15 protein-coding genes and 3 pseudogenes are annotated in these 14,576 nt (G+C 69.9%); 11 read left to right on the top strand and 7 right to left on the bottom strand.

Annotated elements, in window-relative coordinates:
- Nucleotides 1–355: 355 nt before the first annotated feature.
- A complete protein-coding gene (locus AV521_RS32065; RefSeq protein WP_076093348.1) occupies nucleotides 356–1,924 on the bottom strand; it encodes a metallophosphoesterase family protein in 1,569 nt (522 codons plus the stop codon).
- A 509-nt stretch (nucleotides 1,925–2,433) separates the two neighbouring features.
- Here AV521_RS32065 and AV521_RS32070 point away from each other — a divergent pair.
- Both AV521_RS32070 and AV521_RS32075 read left to right on the top strand, forming a co-directional pair.
- On the top strand, nucleotides 2,434–3,513 hold the full coding sequence (locus tag AV521_RS32070) for a S1 family peptidase (RefSeq protein WP_076093350.1): 1,080 nt from the start codon (nucleotides 2,434–2,436) through the stop codon (nucleotides 3,511–3,513).
- Nucleotides 3,514–3,777: 264 nt separating this feature from the next.
- Complete coding sequence (locus tag AV521_RS32075; RefSeq protein WP_076093534.1) at nucleotides 3,778–4,272, top strand: GNAT family N-acetyltransferase; 495 nt, start codon at nucleotides 3,778–3,780, stop codon at nucleotides 4,270–4,272.
- Nucleotides 4,273–4,294: 22 nt separating this feature from the next.
- Here AV521_RS32075 and AV521_RS46880 read toward each other — a convergent pair.
- Together AV521_RS46880 and AV521_RS32100 are read right to left on the bottom strand one after the other, a co-directional pair.
- Nucleotides 4,295–4,784: pseudogene (locus AV521_RS46880) on the bottom strand (isocitrate/isopropylmalate family dehydrogenase); the annotation flags it as partial.
- 563 nt (nucleotides 4,785–5,347) lie between these two features.
- Nucleotides 5,348–6,316: an NADPH:quinone oxidoreductase family protein gene (locus AV521_RS32100; protein WP_076093351.1), complete on the bottom strand. Its 969-nt coding sequence runs from the start codon at nucleotides 6,314–6,316 to the stop codon at nucleotides 5,348–5,350.
- Between the two features lie 30 nt (nucleotides 6,317–6,346).
- On the opposite strand from AV521_RS32100, the gene AV521_RS32105 reads away from it, so the two are divergent.
- Entirely contained in the window at nucleotides 6,347–6,667 is a 321-nt protein-coding gene (locus tag AV521_RS32105) for a sulfurtransferase TusA family protein (protein WP_256725752.1), read from the top strand.
- A gap of 16 nt (nucleotides 6,668–6,683) precedes the next feature.
- On the opposite strand, the gene AV521_RS32110 is transcribed toward AV521_RS32105, so the two are convergent.
- Nucleotides 6,684–6,989: a helix-turn-helix domain-containing protein gene (locus AV521_RS32110; protein WP_179023531.1), complete on the bottom strand. Its 306-nt coding sequence runs from the start codon at nucleotides 6,987–6,989 to the stop codon at nucleotides 6,684–6,686.
- A gap of 240 nt (nucleotides 6,990–7,229) precedes the next feature.
- On the opposite strand from AV521_RS32110, the gene AV521_RS32115 reads away from it, so the two are divergent.
- The 4 genes and pseudogenes from AV521_RS32115 to AV521_RS50140 all read left to right on the top strand — a co-directional run.
- Entirely contained in the window at nucleotides 7,230–7,751 is a 522-nt protein-coding gene (locus AV521_RS32115) for a carboxymuconolactone decarboxylase family protein (RefSeq protein ID WP_256725753.1), read from the top strand.
- 433 nt (nucleotides 7,752–8,184) lie between these two features.
- Nucleotides 8,185–8,688 carry a PhzF family phenazine biosynthesis protein gene (locus AV521_RS51320; RefSeq protein WP_076093356.1) on the top strand — a complete coding sequence of 168 codons (504 nt, stop codon included), beginning with the start codon at nucleotides 8,185–8,187 and terminating at the stop codon, nucleotides 8,686–8,688.
- Between the two features lie 58 nt (nucleotides 8,689–8,746).
- On the top strand, nucleotides 8,747–9,745 hold the full coding sequence (locus AV521_RS32125; RefSeq protein ID WP_076093358.1) for a nitronate monooxygenase family protein: 999 nt from the start codon (nucleotides 8,747–8,749) through the stop codon (nucleotides 9,743–9,745).
- Nucleotides 9,738–10,013, top strand: a pseudogene (locus tag AV521_RS50140) (transposase); the annotation flags it as partial. The gene AV521_RS32125 and the pseudogene AV521_RS50140, both read left to right, overlap by 8 nt.
- 64 nt (nucleotides 10,014–10,077) lie before the next feature.
- Here AV521_RS50140 and AV521_RS32135 read toward each other — a convergent pair.
- Together AV521_RS32135 and AV521_RS32145 are read right to left on the bottom strand one after the other, a co-directional pair.
- Nucleotides 10,078–10,635 carry a pyridoxamine 5'-phosphate oxidase family protein gene (locus AV521_RS32135; RefSeq protein ID WP_076093360.1) on the bottom strand — a complete coding sequence of 186 codons (558 nt, stop codon included), beginning with the start codon at nucleotides 10,633–10,635 and terminating at the stop codon, nucleotides 10,078–10,080.
- A gap of 613 nt (nucleotides 10,636–11,248) precedes the next feature.
- Nucleotides 11,249–11,743 carry a PaaI family thioesterase gene (locus AV521_RS32145; RefSeq protein ID WP_076093363.1) on the bottom strand — a complete coding sequence of 165 codons (495 nt, stop codon included), beginning with the start codon at nucleotides 11,741–11,743 and terminating at the stop codon, nucleotides 11,249–11,251.
- 91 nt (nucleotides 11,744–11,834) lie between these two features.
- Here AV521_RS32145 and AV521_RS32150 point away from each other — a divergent pair, with 91 nt between their 5' ends.
- From AV521_RS32150 to AV521_RS52860, 3 genes are all read left to right on the top strand, one after another.
- Complete coding sequence (locus tag AV521_RS32150; protein WP_076093365.1) at nucleotides 11,835–12,302, top strand: helix-turn-helix domain-containing protein; 468 nt, start codon at nucleotides 11,835–11,837, stop codon at nucleotides 12,300–12,302.
- A gap of 155 nt (nucleotides 12,303–12,457) precedes the next feature.
- Nucleotides 12,458–12,916, top strand: a complete 459-nt coding sequence (locus AV521_RS32155) for a cytochrome P450 (RefSeq protein WP_076093367.1) — start codon at nucleotides 12,458–12,460, stop codon at nucleotides 12,914–12,916.
- Between the two features lie 286 nt (nucleotides 12,917–13,202).
- Nucleotides 13,203–13,514, top strand: a complete 312-nt coding sequence (locus AV521_RS52860) for a trans-aconitate 2-methyltransferase (RefSeq protein ID WP_076093369.1) — start codon at nucleotides 13,203–13,205, stop codon at nucleotides 13,512–13,514.
- A gap of 5 nt (nucleotides 13,515–13,519) precedes the next feature.
- On the opposite strand, the pseudogene AV521_RS51325 reads toward AV521_RS52860, so the two are convergent.
- Nucleotides 13,520–13,900, bottom strand: a pseudogene (locus tag AV521_RS51325) (FAD-dependent oxidoreductase); the annotation flags it as partial.
- 42 nt (nucleotides 13,901–13,942) lie between these two features.
- Between AV521_RS51325 and AV521_RS32170 the strand changes: the two are divergent.
- Complete coding sequence (locus tag AV521_RS32170; protein ID WP_179023533.1) at nucleotides 13,943–14,443, top strand: TetR/AcrR family transcriptional regulator; 501 nt, start codon at nucleotides 13,943–13,945, stop codon at nucleotides 14,441–14,443.
- Nucleotides 14,444–14,576: the final 133 nt, after the last annotated feature.

Raw genomic sequence — 14,576 nt, forward strand, 5'->3', positions numbered from 1 at the left:
ACAAGCGCTCCGGAGTGACGGCCGGCCCGGTGGAAAGGTGGGCCACCAGCAATCGTTCGCGTGTCTCGACGGGGCGCATCAGGCAAGCACCGTGAACATGTGACCAACGCGCGGGAAGGGCTTGGCCAAGCTGTGATATTCAACGCCTGTGCGTCGCACCGATGTTGCCGTGCGTTGAGAAACGGTGGCTGCTACATGGATTCGACCGACGACTGTACGAGGCGCAACCGTGCGGCTGCTCGCACGCGAGCGGGATCTTCACGCAGGGAGCGACGCCGCTGAGAGGCGCCGGGACCCTCGTCCTGTTCCGGCCGACCGTCCCGGCGCCGTACCCCCGTACTGAGGCGGGCTGCCGTCAGTGGCCGCCGCGTGGGCGGGTGAGGGTGAAGCGGTCGACGGGAACGAGGTCGCCGTAGGGCCCGGTGACGGTGTAGTAGGTGACGTGGATCGAGGTCGTGCCGCCGGGACGGCCGGGGTCGACCTCGAACGCGGCGAAGCCGTAGGAGTGCTCGGCGTCGCGTACCGCCGACCACGGGGCGTCCTCCAGGACGTAGACGGGCGGGCGTTTGCCGGTCGCCGGGTCCGCCGGGCCCACCTTGGTGATCACCCGGCACTGCGGGGTGGGGAAGAGGAGCTGGTTGGAGGGGGCCGAGGTGCCGCCCCCGCCGATCACCATGTGCACGGTGCCCTTGGTGGTGTCGACGGTGTGCGTGTCGGTGGCGGCCGGGATCGGCGTGCGGGTGTCGTTGGACTGCTGGCCCCGGATGGGGTGCGACCGTTCGTAGTGGTGCTCGTGGCCGCAGACGACCAGGTCGACGCCGTAGCGGTCGAACAGCGGCACCCACTCCTCGCGGATGCCGAGGTCGGCGCCGTTGAACTTGTCGGCGGTCGAGATCACCACCTGGTGCATGCACACGACGACCCAGTCGATGTCGGGGTTCGCGCGGGAGGCGGCGAGTTCGGTCTCCAGCCAGCGCTTCTGGGCGCCGCCGGAGTAGCCGTGGACGTAGGAGTTGCCGCCGTCCTGGAAGGCGACGTCGTCGTTGTTGAGGCTGATCACGCGTACCGAACCCGCGGTGAACGCGTACCACAGGCCGTGCAGTTCGGTGTCGGCCCCTGCGTCGGGCAGGCTGAAGTAGGTCTGGTACGCGCCGTAGCCGATGGGGCCGTTGCCGAGTTCGTTCTCATGGTTGCCGGCGGCCGGCATCCAGGGGCGGTGTCGGGCCGAACGGGAGTTGTTCTCGAACCAGTCGGACCAGGTGCGCACCCGGTCCGTGGACAGGTTGGCGTAGCAGAGGTCCCCGTTGACCAGGTGGAACAGCGGGGCGATCCGCTCGACGCCGGCGGTGGTGTCGCCGGCGGCGGGGGAGCCGAGGTTGTCGTTGACGTAGATGCCGCTGTCGTTCTTCTTGCCGAGGGTCGGTGTGCCCTGGTCGCCGAAGCTGGTGAAGGTGAACGCCGACCGGCCGCGCGGGGCGGTGCGTACAGTGCCGAACTCGGCCTGCCCGCCCTCGTGCACGGCGGCGTAGACGTAGTCGGTGTCCGGCCTGAGGCCACGCGCCAGGGCATGGTGCACCTGTACCTCGGTGCCCGATTTGGCGTCGCGGTACGTCGTGGTCTGTGCGGTGACGGTACGGCCGAGACCGCCGGCCGGGGTGCCGAGCAGCACACGCGGCCGGGACACGGACGCGGTGGTGTGCCAGGAGACCACGACCTCACGGGAGGCGTCGGCTCCGAACTGCAGATGCAGCCCCGCGACCCGCGGTGCCCCCAGTGCACCCGGCTTCTGCCACAGCACCGGGCTCGCCGCGGCGGGCGTCGCACCGGCCAGCCCCACCGCACCGGCCAGCCCTGCCCCCGACGCACCCGCCAGCAGAGCTCGTCTGCTGGGACCTGAACGGACAACAGAGTCAGGAGTGTTCATGACCGCCGATTCTTGTCGGGAGCCGGTGAACGGCACGGTGAGATCCGGGTGAACGAAACGTCAAGCACGGCATCGGCGGTGACGCTCAGCGCGGAAGTAGAACTCGAAGACATCCGAGGCGAGTTGAGCGTGTGGCCGCATCAGGTCATCGGCGAGCCAAGAGTGGTCCAAATAAGGGACGGCTTTTCCGGATTCCGGACGGAATGGTTGCGTACCGGCCAGCCAAGAGTGAACCGAGCGTGGACGGCGGACCCGATGGCGCGCACCGTGTGTGACGGTCGGCGCCGGCACGCGGGTCCCGCGTGCTGAGAAGACTGCGACCTGGTGCCGCCCGTCGTACCGCGCACTCGGCCGGATTGCTTCCTTGCTCTGGCGGGCGAGCGTCGCCATACTCGTCGCGCTTGGCATGGTCACGTCGTATCTTTGGCCGGCGCCCCCATGCCTCTCATCCCTTCGTTCCTCCGGCCCGGCTCGTCGAGTGAGCGGGCAACCCCCACAGGAGGCCTCCTATGGCGCAACGCCGCACAGCTCTCACCACCCGCGCGCTCACCGGAGCGAGCGTCGCGGTCCTCACCGCAGGCGCCGCACTGCTCCCCGGTGCGGGCTCCGCCACGGCCGCCACCGGTTCCGCAGCGACCCCGGCCGCGGCCCGCGCCACGGCCGCCGCGTCCCTCGTCGCCCGCCTGGGTGACCGTGCCGCCGGTTCCTACTACGACGCCGCGGCCCGCCAGTTCATCGTCAACATCACCGACCCGTCCGCGGCCGCCCAGGTCCGCAACACCGGTGCTGTCCCCAGAACCGTGCGCTACTCCACCACCCAACTCCGCGGCGCACTCGGCACCTTGACCCAGCGGGCCCGGATCGCGGGTACCGCCTGGGCGATCGATCCCCGCCAGGACAAGGTGGTCGTGACCGTCGACCCGACGGTCACCGGAGCCAAGCGCACCCAACTGAACACCGTGGTCCACTCCCTCGGCGACAAGGTCGTCGTGCGTCGGGCCGCGTCCGCGTTCAAGCCGCTCATCGCGGGCGGTGACGCCATCTGGGGCAGCGGTGTGCGCTGCTCCCTCGGGTTCAACGTGACGGTGAACGGCGCGCCGTACTTCCTGACCGCCGGGCACTGCGGCAACGCCTCCTCGACGTGGTCCGACTCGCAGGGCGGCGGCGAGGTCGGCCAGACCGTCGACTCCCAGTTCCCCGGCACCGACTACGCCCTGGTCCAGTACGACGACGCGAACAGCGACCACACCAGCGCAGTCGACCTCTACGACGGCGGCAGCCAGCAGATCACCCACGCCGCCGACGCCTACGTGGGTGAATCGGTCCAGCGCAGCGGCAGCACCTCCGGTGTCCACGGCGGGTCGGTCACCGGCCTCGACGCGACCGTGAACTATCAGGAGGGCTCGGTCTCCGGGCTCATCGACACCAGCGTGTGCGCCGAACCCGGCGACAGCGGCGGCGCGCTCTTCGACGGCGACGCGGCCATCGGTCTGACCTCGGGCGGCAGCGGCGACTGCACCTCGGGTGGCGAGACCTTCTTCCAGCCGGTGCCTGCGGCGCTGAGCGCGGAGGGCGCGACTCTTCCGTAACCGGCACGCTCGTACTGCCCTGGCCAACCAGGAATGCCTCAACCAGCCCTCACAGGGGGCGGGTTGAGGCATTCTCCCTGAGCGGGATCGACAGGTCGGCGCTGAGCACGGGCGCGCGCTGGTGGGTCGGCTTGTCGGTCGCGCTGAAGCCGATGTCGTAGATCGGGAGTCGAACCGATGGGCGAGCATGGGGACAGGGAAACCGCAGAGGCCGGGGAAGGGCGGGCAGCGAGACCTGCGTCCGTCGCCGCTGCGGCTCAGGCGATCCACACCGGGCGGCTGGACTTGGTGCCGCTTCGCGTCGAGCATGCCGAGGAGATGGCCGTGGTGCTGTCCGATCCGGCCCTGCACGCCTTCATCGGCGGCCCTCCGGAAACCCCGCAAGCCCTGCGCTCCCGCTACCAGCGCCTCACCGCAGGCTCTCCCGATCCGGCTGTCTCCCGGCTGAACTGGGTGATCAGGCTTCGTGACGAAACCTGCCTGGTGGGCACAGTCCAGGCGACGATCAGCTTCTCCCCGCACGACCCAGTCGCCGAGATCGCTTGGGTGGTGGGGACCCCGTGGCAGGGAAGGGGTATCGCCGGCGAAGCGGCCCGAGGGCTCGTCGAGTGGCTCGGCCGTCAGCGGGTGCGGACCGTCATGGCCCACATCCACCCGGGCCATCGGTCCTCCGCTGCCGTCGCCACCGCAGCCGGGCTCACACCCACCGACGAATGGCACGAAAGCGAGATCCGCTGGAGCCGGAATCTCAGGCGATGACTTCGCCGAAGCAGCCAGCTGGCGCCGTGGGATGGCCCAGGTGGTCGAACATCAGGGCCGCGGACCAGATCATGCCCAGCGGATTGGCGATGCCCTTGCCCACTCCCGTCCGGGGTTGAGGCCGGCGGCCGACGCGATGCCCATGGCGCCCGCGACAGCCGCGGCCAGGTCACTGAGGATGTCACTGAAGAGATCGGAGGCGACGACCACGTCGAAGTCGGCTGGTTCGAGGACGAGCTGTCCCAGAAGGGCATGGTGTGCACGATGCCGTTCGACTTCGTCGCCGAGGTGAGCCGGCCACCGCGGCGAGCGGCAAGCTCGAAGGCGTGGTCCAGAACGCGCGTGACGCCGTCACGGGTGGATACGGCTTCCTGTATGGCGAGTTCGTCGGGGAAGCCCCTGTTCGTACGACCACCGACCTGGCTGTACTCACCCTCGACGTTCTCGCGGACCACGACGAAGTCCACTTCTCCGGCCCGCGCGCCGAGCACCGGGCTCTCTACGCCTTCGAAAGCAGCTCCTCATCAAAGCCGGGTGGTCGTCCGCCACGTGAGCCTTTGCGCAGGCGGGCGGCTTGACTGTCGGTGTTCTCCGGGATGGTGTGCCGGATCCCTCGCCCTCGCGGGTATGCGCGACACGGCCTGTGCTGTAAGCCTTGTCTGCGGCAAGGCTGTTGGGCTTCTTCCGGGGCCTCCCCGGCCCGATCCGCGGGACGCAGATCTTGTCCACCACAGCCTTGAACTGGGTGCGGTCCGTCCGCTGACCTGGGGTGACGGACAGCGGGCGGCAGCGGCCGTTCGCACTCAGGTGGAGCTTGGTGGTGAACCCGCCGCGCGAGCGGCCCAGGCCCTCACCTCCCGCACCACCTCCACCAGGCGCCCGTACAGGCTCTGCCACGGCATCTCGCCCTGATGTTCGTGTGGCTCGCCCCCTTTGATGCGGGATCGGCGGCGGATCGTTGTGGGCGCCCACCAGCAGCCGGACGCAGGGGCCGAAGCGGGCACTTACGGGTGGTAGCGCGCCGGGCCGCCCGCCGCGGCCGTACCGTCGTGAAGGCAGGGGACGGCGTGCAGGTTCAGGTTCGGGGGAGCAGGACGAGCTTTCCTTTCGTGCGGCGGGCGAGCAGGTCCTCGTGCGCCTGGCGGGCCTGCCCGAGTGGGTACGCCGCCCCGACCAGGGGTTGCAGGCGCCGCCTGGCCGTGAGGTCGAGTAGTTCCTCCAGCGGTGCGCCCCCGGCCCCGTCCCGGACGAGCAGCGGGGTGAGCCAGAAGCCCGCGACGGTAAGGCTGTCCACTGCCAAGCGGCTCGGCGCGACGGCGGAGGCCGGCTGCCGGGCAGAGGCCCCATAGGTGACAAGACGACCCAAGTACCCCAAGGTGTCCAGGGCGGCGTCGAGAACCGGGCCGCCGATGGCATCCAGCACGATGTCGACCGGTCGCCCGCAGTTGGCGGCAAGGACCCGCTCCCGATAGTCCCGCAACTCGCCGTCGATCGCCACGTCCGCTCCCAACTCCAGAGCGAAGGCGCGCTTTTCCTCGGAGGACGCGGTGGCAATGACCCGTCCGGCCCCGAACTCCCGGGCGAGCTGGACGGCGAGGCTTCCGGTGCCGCCCGCAGCGGCATGCACCACTACGCTCTCGCCGGGCCTGATTCGGGCGACCGAGCGCAGCAGGTGCCAGGCCGTCAGCCCCTGGACGAGGACCGCCAGCGCCTCGCCCGCGCTCACGCCCTCCGGGACAGCGACCAGGTCACGCTCGGCCACCACGGCCCGCTCGGCATAACCGCCCTGCAAAACGTGGCCGAGCACCCGGCGCCCGTCCGCCGTCCGGCCCACGACCTCCATGCCCGGGATCCGCGGCAGCGGACCCTTGGGCGCACAGGGGCCGTCGGGCTGCTCGCCCGCGATCTGCTTGATATCGCCGAAGTTGACGCCCGCGGCCGCCACCTCGACCACCGTCTCACCCGGCCCCGCCACCGGGTCGGGCACCTGGACCTCCGCCAACACCTCAGGCCCGCCGAACCGTTCGAACCGCATGGCACGCATGCGTCTCCTCCCCACTGAAAGGATCTTTCCATGGCCACCACGCCGATGCCGGACCCGGACATCACCTTCGACGGCACCGGGCTGCTCTGCGTCACGCTCGTGCTGCGGCTCCGCAAGCGAATCGGCGGCGACGCACCGCGCACCGTCGTACACGTCATCGCCACCGGTCCAGCCGCCCCGCTCGACCTGCCTGCATCGTGCCACCCGGTCGGCCACGCGTACCTGGGCGTGGTGGACCGAGCCGACCGGCCCGCCCATGCCTCCGGCTCGCCGCCAACTCTCTGGGCACCCGATCCGATGCGCCGTGGCGCCTTGTCGACTGACCGCTTCCCCCTCGCGACTGCCGCCTGACGGATCAGGCCGACGACTACGGCTCTACGGCTGGCTGATCGCACGGCAGACGGTCGAGCTCGGCCGCCCAGCGGTCGGACCAGCGCACCAGTCCCCGGAGTTCGTCATAGGCATCACGGCCCAACCCGGTCAGCCGGTAGGCGCCGGCCGTGTCGCGTTCGACGAGCAAGGTCTCCCGCAGCTCGCCGAGGCGCTGCTGCAGCACGCTGGATGACATGCCGTCGCAGCGCTGCTGCAGTGGCCGGAAACCGAGCGGCCCGTCGCGTAGTTCCCACAGGATGCGCAGGATCCACCGCCGACCGAACAGGTCGAGTGCGGCCATGAGCGGACGGCCGGTGGTGGAGCCACGAACGGGGCGTCGGGGGCGAGGTGTTGGGGTCATCCGGGATGCCGTCCTGCTGAGTGCCGTTGGGGGTAGTGCTTCGGAATCAGAAACACTACTCTCCCTCGTGACGCTTCGAAATGCGAAGCGCCGCCAGAGGAGGAACCCGCCGCCATGGCCACCCGGATACCACCACTGTCGGCCCCCTATCCCGGAAAGGCCGCGGCAATACTGCGGCGCATGATGCCGAACGGGGAGGAGCCGATCGCACTCTTCCGCACCTGCGCCCGCAACCTCCCACTCGCAGAGGCGCTGCACGGCTGGGGCTCCTACCAGCTCAGCCGCCGCTTAAGCCTCGGCCTGCGAGACCGGGAGCTCGTCATCGACCGCACCTGCGCCCGGTGCGGCTGCGAGTACGAATGGGGCGTCCACGTCGCCCGCTTCGCCGATCGCGCCGGACTGACCACCCAACAGATCGCCTCCCTCACCCATGGATCCAGCGCCGACCTCTGCTGGACCGGCGAGCGCGACCGACTGCTCCTCGATACCGCCGACGCCCTGCACGACGGCCACGACATCGACGACGCACTGTGGGCCCGGCTCAGCGCCCAGTTCAGCTCCGAACAGATCCTCGACCTGCTGATGCTGTGCGGCTGGTACCACGCCATCAGCTTCACCGCCCGCGCCACCAGGCTCCCACCGGAGCCGGGCGCACCGCGGTTCGATGCCTTCCACACAACCGACTCGGAGGTTGGCCGCTGATGAGAGAGCGCGGCCTGCCCCCAGCCATCCCCGCGCGTGCCTGCGCGACGGCAGAGGCGGCAGCCCCTTCGCTTCCTCACCTCCGAGGGAGAACTGCCCGCGTGCGGCCACGGAACGATCGCCGCTCTGGCCTTCCTGGCCAACCGAGCCGAGGGCCGGGAGAGGTTCCCATCAGAGCCGGCACACGGCGGCGCTCGTCGTCATTCAACGGCGCCTCATCCATCACCGCTGTGATACCGGGCCACCCTCCATACATCGGAGCGTGTCCGCCCCGGCTGGGCCATACGCGAGAAGACACACCTCAAGGCCGCCTTCGCCTCCCGGCCCCATCGACCTGCGCGCCCCCACCGGGGCCGAGTGCCACCTCATCCTGCCCGCACTCGGCGACACCTCGAACACACTCGCTGCGGGTACCCGCGTCGCCTCCGTGGACATGGGGCGACCGCGGATACTCGTTCCCGTCAGTTCCCGGTCCCCTCTCGCCACCCGCGCCCCCGACCTCGAACGGCTCCGCGCCGCCTGTGACCGCCTCGGCATGCTCGGCTGCTACGTCCACACCACGCCGACCTCCACAGGCCGCATCGCAGCCCGCATGTTCGCCCCATCGATCCGCGTCGCGGAGGACATTGCCAACGCCAACAGCACCGCCTGCCTGGCCGCACACTTCGCCGGGCGGGGCATCACCAGCATCGCCGTCGACATGGGCGACTCCCTCGGCAACCCCGCCACGATCGCCGCCACCACACAGCACGCCCCGTCCGCCACCACCGTCCATCTGGGCGGCGCTGCCGAGGGCACGTACGGTTTCCGCCTTCCACAGCCCCGTAACGGCTGGCGGGCGGCTGGCCGCACCGACCCCGTAGAGCCCATCTGCGAACCGGCCATGAAGCGGAATCCAGACCCCGATCCCTTCCCTCCCTGGTCAGTGTCCCGGTGAGTGGCCCGAAGGCGCTCGTGTCGTCGGGAGCGCCCGAACAGGAAAGAGTGAACGCACAATGAACACAAGCACGTTGACCACACCGCTGTGCCGCCTGCTGGGCATCCGCGTGCCCGTCATCCAGGCACCCATCGGTTCAGCGGCCACGCCCGAACTGGCCGCCGCGACCTCCCGCGCGGGCGGACTGGGCACACTGGCGCTCACCTGGACCGAGCCCCAGCAGGCCGTGGAACAGATCCGCCGGGTCCGCGAGCTGGCAGACGGCCGCCCCTTCGCCGTGAACCTGGTGCTGGACTTCCCCATCGACGACGTGATGACCGCCTGCCTGAACGAGGAGGTGCCGATCGTCTCGACCTTCTGGGGCGACCCGGGCGACCTCCCCGCACGTCTCCATGCCGCGGGCGTGCTGCACCTGCACACCGTCGGCTCCGTCGAGGCGGCCGAACGCGCGGCCGATTCCGGCGTGGACGCCATCGTGGCGCAAGGCTGGGAGGCAGGCGGCCACGTGCGGGGCGAGGTCTCCACCCTCGCCCTGGTGCCGGCGGTGGTCGACGCGGTCGCGCCGGTGCCGGTCATCGCCGCCGGCGGCATCGCGGACGGACGCGGCCTCGCCGCCGTCCTCGCCCTCGGCGCGCAGGCAGGCTGGCTCGGCACCCGCTTCCTGACCGCACGGGAGGCCGCGACGCACGAGGTGTACCGTGCCGCCGTGCTGCGCGCGGCACCGCAGGACGCGGTCCACACCCGCTGCTTCGACGGCGGCTGGCCCGACGCACCCCACCGGTCGCTACGCAACTCCACCCTTACGGCCTGGGAAGCAGCGGGCAGCCCCGCCGCCCCCAACCGGCCCGGCGAAGGCGTGATCGTGGCCACGGACAGCCAGGGACGCACCCACCAACGGTACGCAGACATGGTTCCGATCCCCGGGATGACCGGCGATGTCGAGGAACTGGCGCTCTACGCCGGCCAGTCGGCCGGCCTGGTCCGCGACGTCCTCACCGCAGAACGGATCGTGGCATCCATCTGCGATCAAGCCCAGCGGATCACGTCCGGTGCCTAGGACTTGTCCGGGGCGGGGTGATCTGACGGATGCCGAGTGGGAACGGCTGCGGCCGTTCCTGCCGGTCAGCAACCGGCGGTGCGGGCGATGGCGGGATCACCGGCAGGTGATCGACGGGATTCTGCACCGGGTGCGGACCGGTGTGCGGTGGCGTGACCTGCCCGAGCGGTTCGGCCCGTGGAAGACGGTCTACGAACGCCATCGCCTGTGGTCCGCCGACGGCGCCTGGGAACGACTGGTCCAACAGGTCCAGGCCGCAGCCGATGCCCGCACCGATCTGCCCCCGACCCCCGCATCAAAGGGGGCGAATTGGCGGAAGGTCCATACCCGGCTCAGAAACTCCACCGCGTATGGGTGAAAACCCCGCCGCCCCGACCGAATCCGTACGCCGTGTCCGGGACCACTGCGAACACCACCGCGTCCCCCTTTCGGATCGCGTCCCCGATCCCGTGGAAGGTGCCCTCGGGCGACGTGATGTGCGCGCCGTACTTCGCCTCGTACGCCGCGATGACCTCCTCCAGCACCGTCGGATCGGCAGCCGGCTCGGCCCGACCCTCGACCACGAGGTCGAGCCCTTCGCTGAGCGAGTTCCTGCCGGTGGTCAGCGCGCAGTGCCGGTGATGAGCGAGGTTCCTCGCCTTCTGTTCCCCTGGGCCGGTGGAGAAGTACAACACCCCGTTGTGCAAGGCGGCGATCACGGGTGTCACATGCAGTCGGCCGTCGGGCCGCACCGTGGACACCCAGAAGATCTCGGCGGCCGCCAGCTGCCGCTGGGCCTCGGCCCACTCCGTGGCGGTGACGCCCGGGGCACCCGGGCGGGGATTCAGCGCGGAGCTGTAGCGGGCATCCAGCTCGGACGTGGGCTGCTTGGCGGATCCTGTTGTCGCCATACCGGCCCTCCTTCCTCTCGCCCATGAAGACAGGCCGGCCGGGCCGAAGTCATCGCCGTGCGGACCATTCATCGTAGGAATGCTTGCGCGGCTACCGCCAGCCGGGCCTTCGGAACACCCGGCCGCCGAGAGGACGCTGTCCAGCAGTCCGGATCGGGCCGTCCGACGGCCCGGAACACCGCGACGGGGTCCAGGTGGTCCCGCCAGTGGGTCACCCGCCGGGCCTTGACGTTGATCATCGAGACGAAGGGGTTGTCGTAAGCATGTCCAGCGCCGACCGCTTGTCCGTGCACGGCATAGTCCGATGCGACGTGGGGCCGCGCTTCGGTTTGCGGCCCCGCTTGGGTGATTCGATCGAGGAATCAGACCAGGGCGTGCAGCGAGTTCTCCACGCAGATCGTGGCCGATCTGACCTCGATGGAGCGGACGCCGGGACGATCGGGTGAACCGGCAGCGCCGAGGAACTGCTCGACCGGTCGGCCCTGCCGCTGGATCCAAGATCGAAGGACTCCGTCGGACGGCCAGACAGCGCACATGCGAAGCGCAGCGGGCCCAGATGGCGGACCAGACCGGCGAACGCGCGGCCTGAACGGCAGCTCGCGGCTGCCGTTGCCTAGCGTGCAGACACGGGGAAGAGCATGCAGCTGCTCGTGGCATGGGCGAGCAGCCGGTCCTCGGAATCGAGTAGCTCTGCTTGCGCGAGGGCGGTGCGGCGGCCGTGGTTGAGGACGGTGCCCACGGCACGGACCTTGCCGGTGTCGACGGTGATCGGGCGGAGGAATTTCACACCCAGGTCGAGGGAGGTGTAACCCGTGCCTGCCGGAAGTACGGACTGCACGGCACAGCCCGCGGCCGAGTCGAGGAGGGTGGCGTAGACGCCGCCATGGACACTGCCGATGGGGTTGTAGTGCTCCTCGCCCGGTTCCAGAGCGAAGACCGCGCGGCCGAACTCAACCTGTTCCAGGGTGAATCCGAGGGTCGCCGCGACGGGCGCGGCGGGCAGACGTCCGCCGAGCACGCTCCGCAGGAAGTCGAGACCGCTCTCCTGGCCGACGGCAGCCGCAGAGATGCTCGGATCTTGCCACTCGAACGTGCGTGACCTCGTCATTTGGCCTCTTCCTCCGCTACTGACTTCGCTTTCTGAAGTTAGCCCTGCAGGGTTCTGGCTGTCAATGCCGAAGTCAGCCTACGATGACTGCATGACCTGGCTGGAGACCAGTACCGAGAACTGCACGGTGCAGCGCACCCTCGACCTGATCGGCGAGAAGTGGTCGATGTTGGTGTTGCGCGACGCCATGAACGGCGTGCGCCGTTTCGACGACTTCCGTCGGCATGTGGGACTGTCCGAGGCAGTGCTGGCGGACCGGCTGCGCAAGTTGGTCGCAGCCGACATCCTGGAGACCGTCCCGTACCGCGAGCCGGGCCACCGCAGCCGCCACGAGTACCGGCTCACCCGCAAGGGATGGGATCTGTGGCCCGTGATGATCGCCCTCAAGCAGTGGGGCGACCGCTACACCGCGGACCCGGAGGGGCCACCCTTGGAGGTACGTCACCGTGACTGTGGTGAGCAGGTGGAAGCCGTCGTCGTCTGCACCGCCGATCACGAGCCACTCACTCCACGACAGGCATACACGCGCCCTGGTGCCGCGGCGCATGCTGTGACCTGACGGTATCTGTGGTCCGGGCGTGGCGCCGTTCCTGGCTGTAGATGACCTGATGCAGTATCAGGTCCCGGGCGGAGACCGTACACGGCCCAGGCCCGTGTGGGCCGGGAGTCACTGCCACCGAAACGGTCACGGTAGGCGCGGACAAGGCCATCACCATGCTGGTCGCCGGCAGCGAGACGACCGCCACCTCGATCTCCTGGCTCTGCCACGAGCTGAGGCGGCGGCTCGCGGTGCAGAGCCGCTTCCGCGGCGAGGTCCGCTCCGCGCTGGGCGGACGCCCGTGCGCCTACGAGGACATCCCCTGGCTGGAGTACGTACGGCGTGTCATCCACGAAAGCACCCGCTTGCCCACGCTGACCCGGCTGCTGATGCGCCGCAGCCTGCAAGAGGTGCAGCTCGGCGGCATCAGCATCATCCCCTTCAGGTTCAGTGCAGGACGGCGGAAGCACATCGGCGACACCCTGGCGCCGTCGGGGATGACCGTCATCGTTGCCACTGTCGTCTCCCGCCGGCACGTCATCGCCGTCCGTCCCGACGAGGCCCGTGAGGCCGCCTCCTTCGCCGCGATCCCGCCCAGCCACACCTGCCCCTCGGATTCGGACCCGCGAACCTAAGTCCGGCCTACCCTGATGTCGCCGCACAGACGGCCGCCGGTACCGCAGCGCCGTGTGTCCGTCTGCCCGCCCACCGCATCCCAGTGAGAGGCGAACGTGTCCGACTACCTCTTCGACAACGTTGCCGCCGAGACGGAAGGCCGTTTCTCCGTCCTGGAGGAGCGCTACGACCCCGTATCCACACGCCAGTTGACGCTCACCGGAGTCACCTCGGGCTGGAGGTGCCTGGAGGTGCCTGGAGGTCGGCGGTGGCGGCGGCTCGCTCGGTGACTGGCTCGGCGCGCAGGTGGGCCCGGACGGCGAAGTCACGGTCACCGATCTGGAGCCACGATGGGCGGCCTCGCGGTCACGTCCGGCTCATGTACGCCTGCTGCGGCACGACATCGTCCGTGACCCGCTGCCCGGCCGCGACTACGACCTCGTACACGCGCGGCTGGTCCTGCTGCACCTGCCCGAGCGGCTGAGTGTGCTACGGCGGCTGGTGTCGGCTCTGCGACCGGGCGGATGGCTGGTCCTGGAGGAGTTCGACTGCGGTTGGACGCCCGTACTGGCCGCCTTCTCCTGCGCACCGTCGACCTCGCTGCCGTCGGCGAGGTAGCCGGTGGAGCTGTCGGGGTCGGTGACGACCGTCCGTGCTTTGGCCTTCCCGGCCAGTGCGGCGATCGGATTGTTGTTGATGCCGTGGATCCATGAGGCGCCAAGGTCGAGCGGCATGTCGGCCCACTTCTCGCTGGTCCAGATGCGGCCGCCGATCCGATCGCGCGCTTCGAGGACCACCACGTCCTCCCCCTGGTCGGCCAGGTAGCGGGCTGCGGCAAGACCGCTGATCCCGGCACCGACGACGATCACCCCTTCACTGCCGGACGAGGCCGACCTGTTCGCATCGGTCGGGCCGGCCTTGCAGGCGGACAAGGAGGTGAGAGCGGTGAGGCCGGGCAGGCCCAGGCACGCGCCCTGCAGGAAACGCCGGCGGTGCATCGTCATGTCTGCCAACCGATCTGCGATCTGACGCGGGCTCTTGCGGGCATGCCGATGAACGCTCCATCGCGTTCGATGGTCTGCCCGCAGGCGAAGGAACTGCGCAGGCTCCAGTCACACCCCCGATCCGGCCGGGGACAAGCGCTGGACTCGGCCATCCTGGTCCTCGCCAAGGACCGGGCGGCGTCCATGCCGGTCATCGCCACATGCGCGGGCATCAGCCGGGGGAGCCTGGTCCGTCTGTTCCCCACCCGCAAGCTCCTGGTGCAGGCCATGGCCGAGAAGATCCTGGACGACTGCGACCGGGTCCTGACCACCCAGGCCGAGGCCGATACCGTGCCCACGGAGCAGGTACCGGCCGCGCTGATCGCCGAGTACACGCCGTTCGCCCAACTGTGGAACCTGGTCTACATCGAGCCCGAGGTCTCGGGTCTGCCCGAGGCCGGCACGCGGGCCAAGGCGATCTTCATCCGGGCCCTCAAGCTCATGGAACGCGGCCAGAACTCGGGGCTGTTGTGTAAGGACATGCCGGGTACCTGGCTGGCCTAGACGTTCTGCGGCTCGGCCGAGACCGCGTGGGAGCTGGCCTCGAAGGCCACACGGGTGCCCGTCAGGCCCCGGACTGGCGCCCGTCCCCGCCTGCTCTGCGACCCGCCGATCCGCAGTGGTGGCGATCGGCCCG

Source organism: Streptomyces sp. IMTB 2501 (assembly GCF_001953885.1).
Classification (GTDB): Bacteria; Actinomycetota; Actinomycetes; order Streptomycetales; family Streptomycetaceae; genus Streptomyces.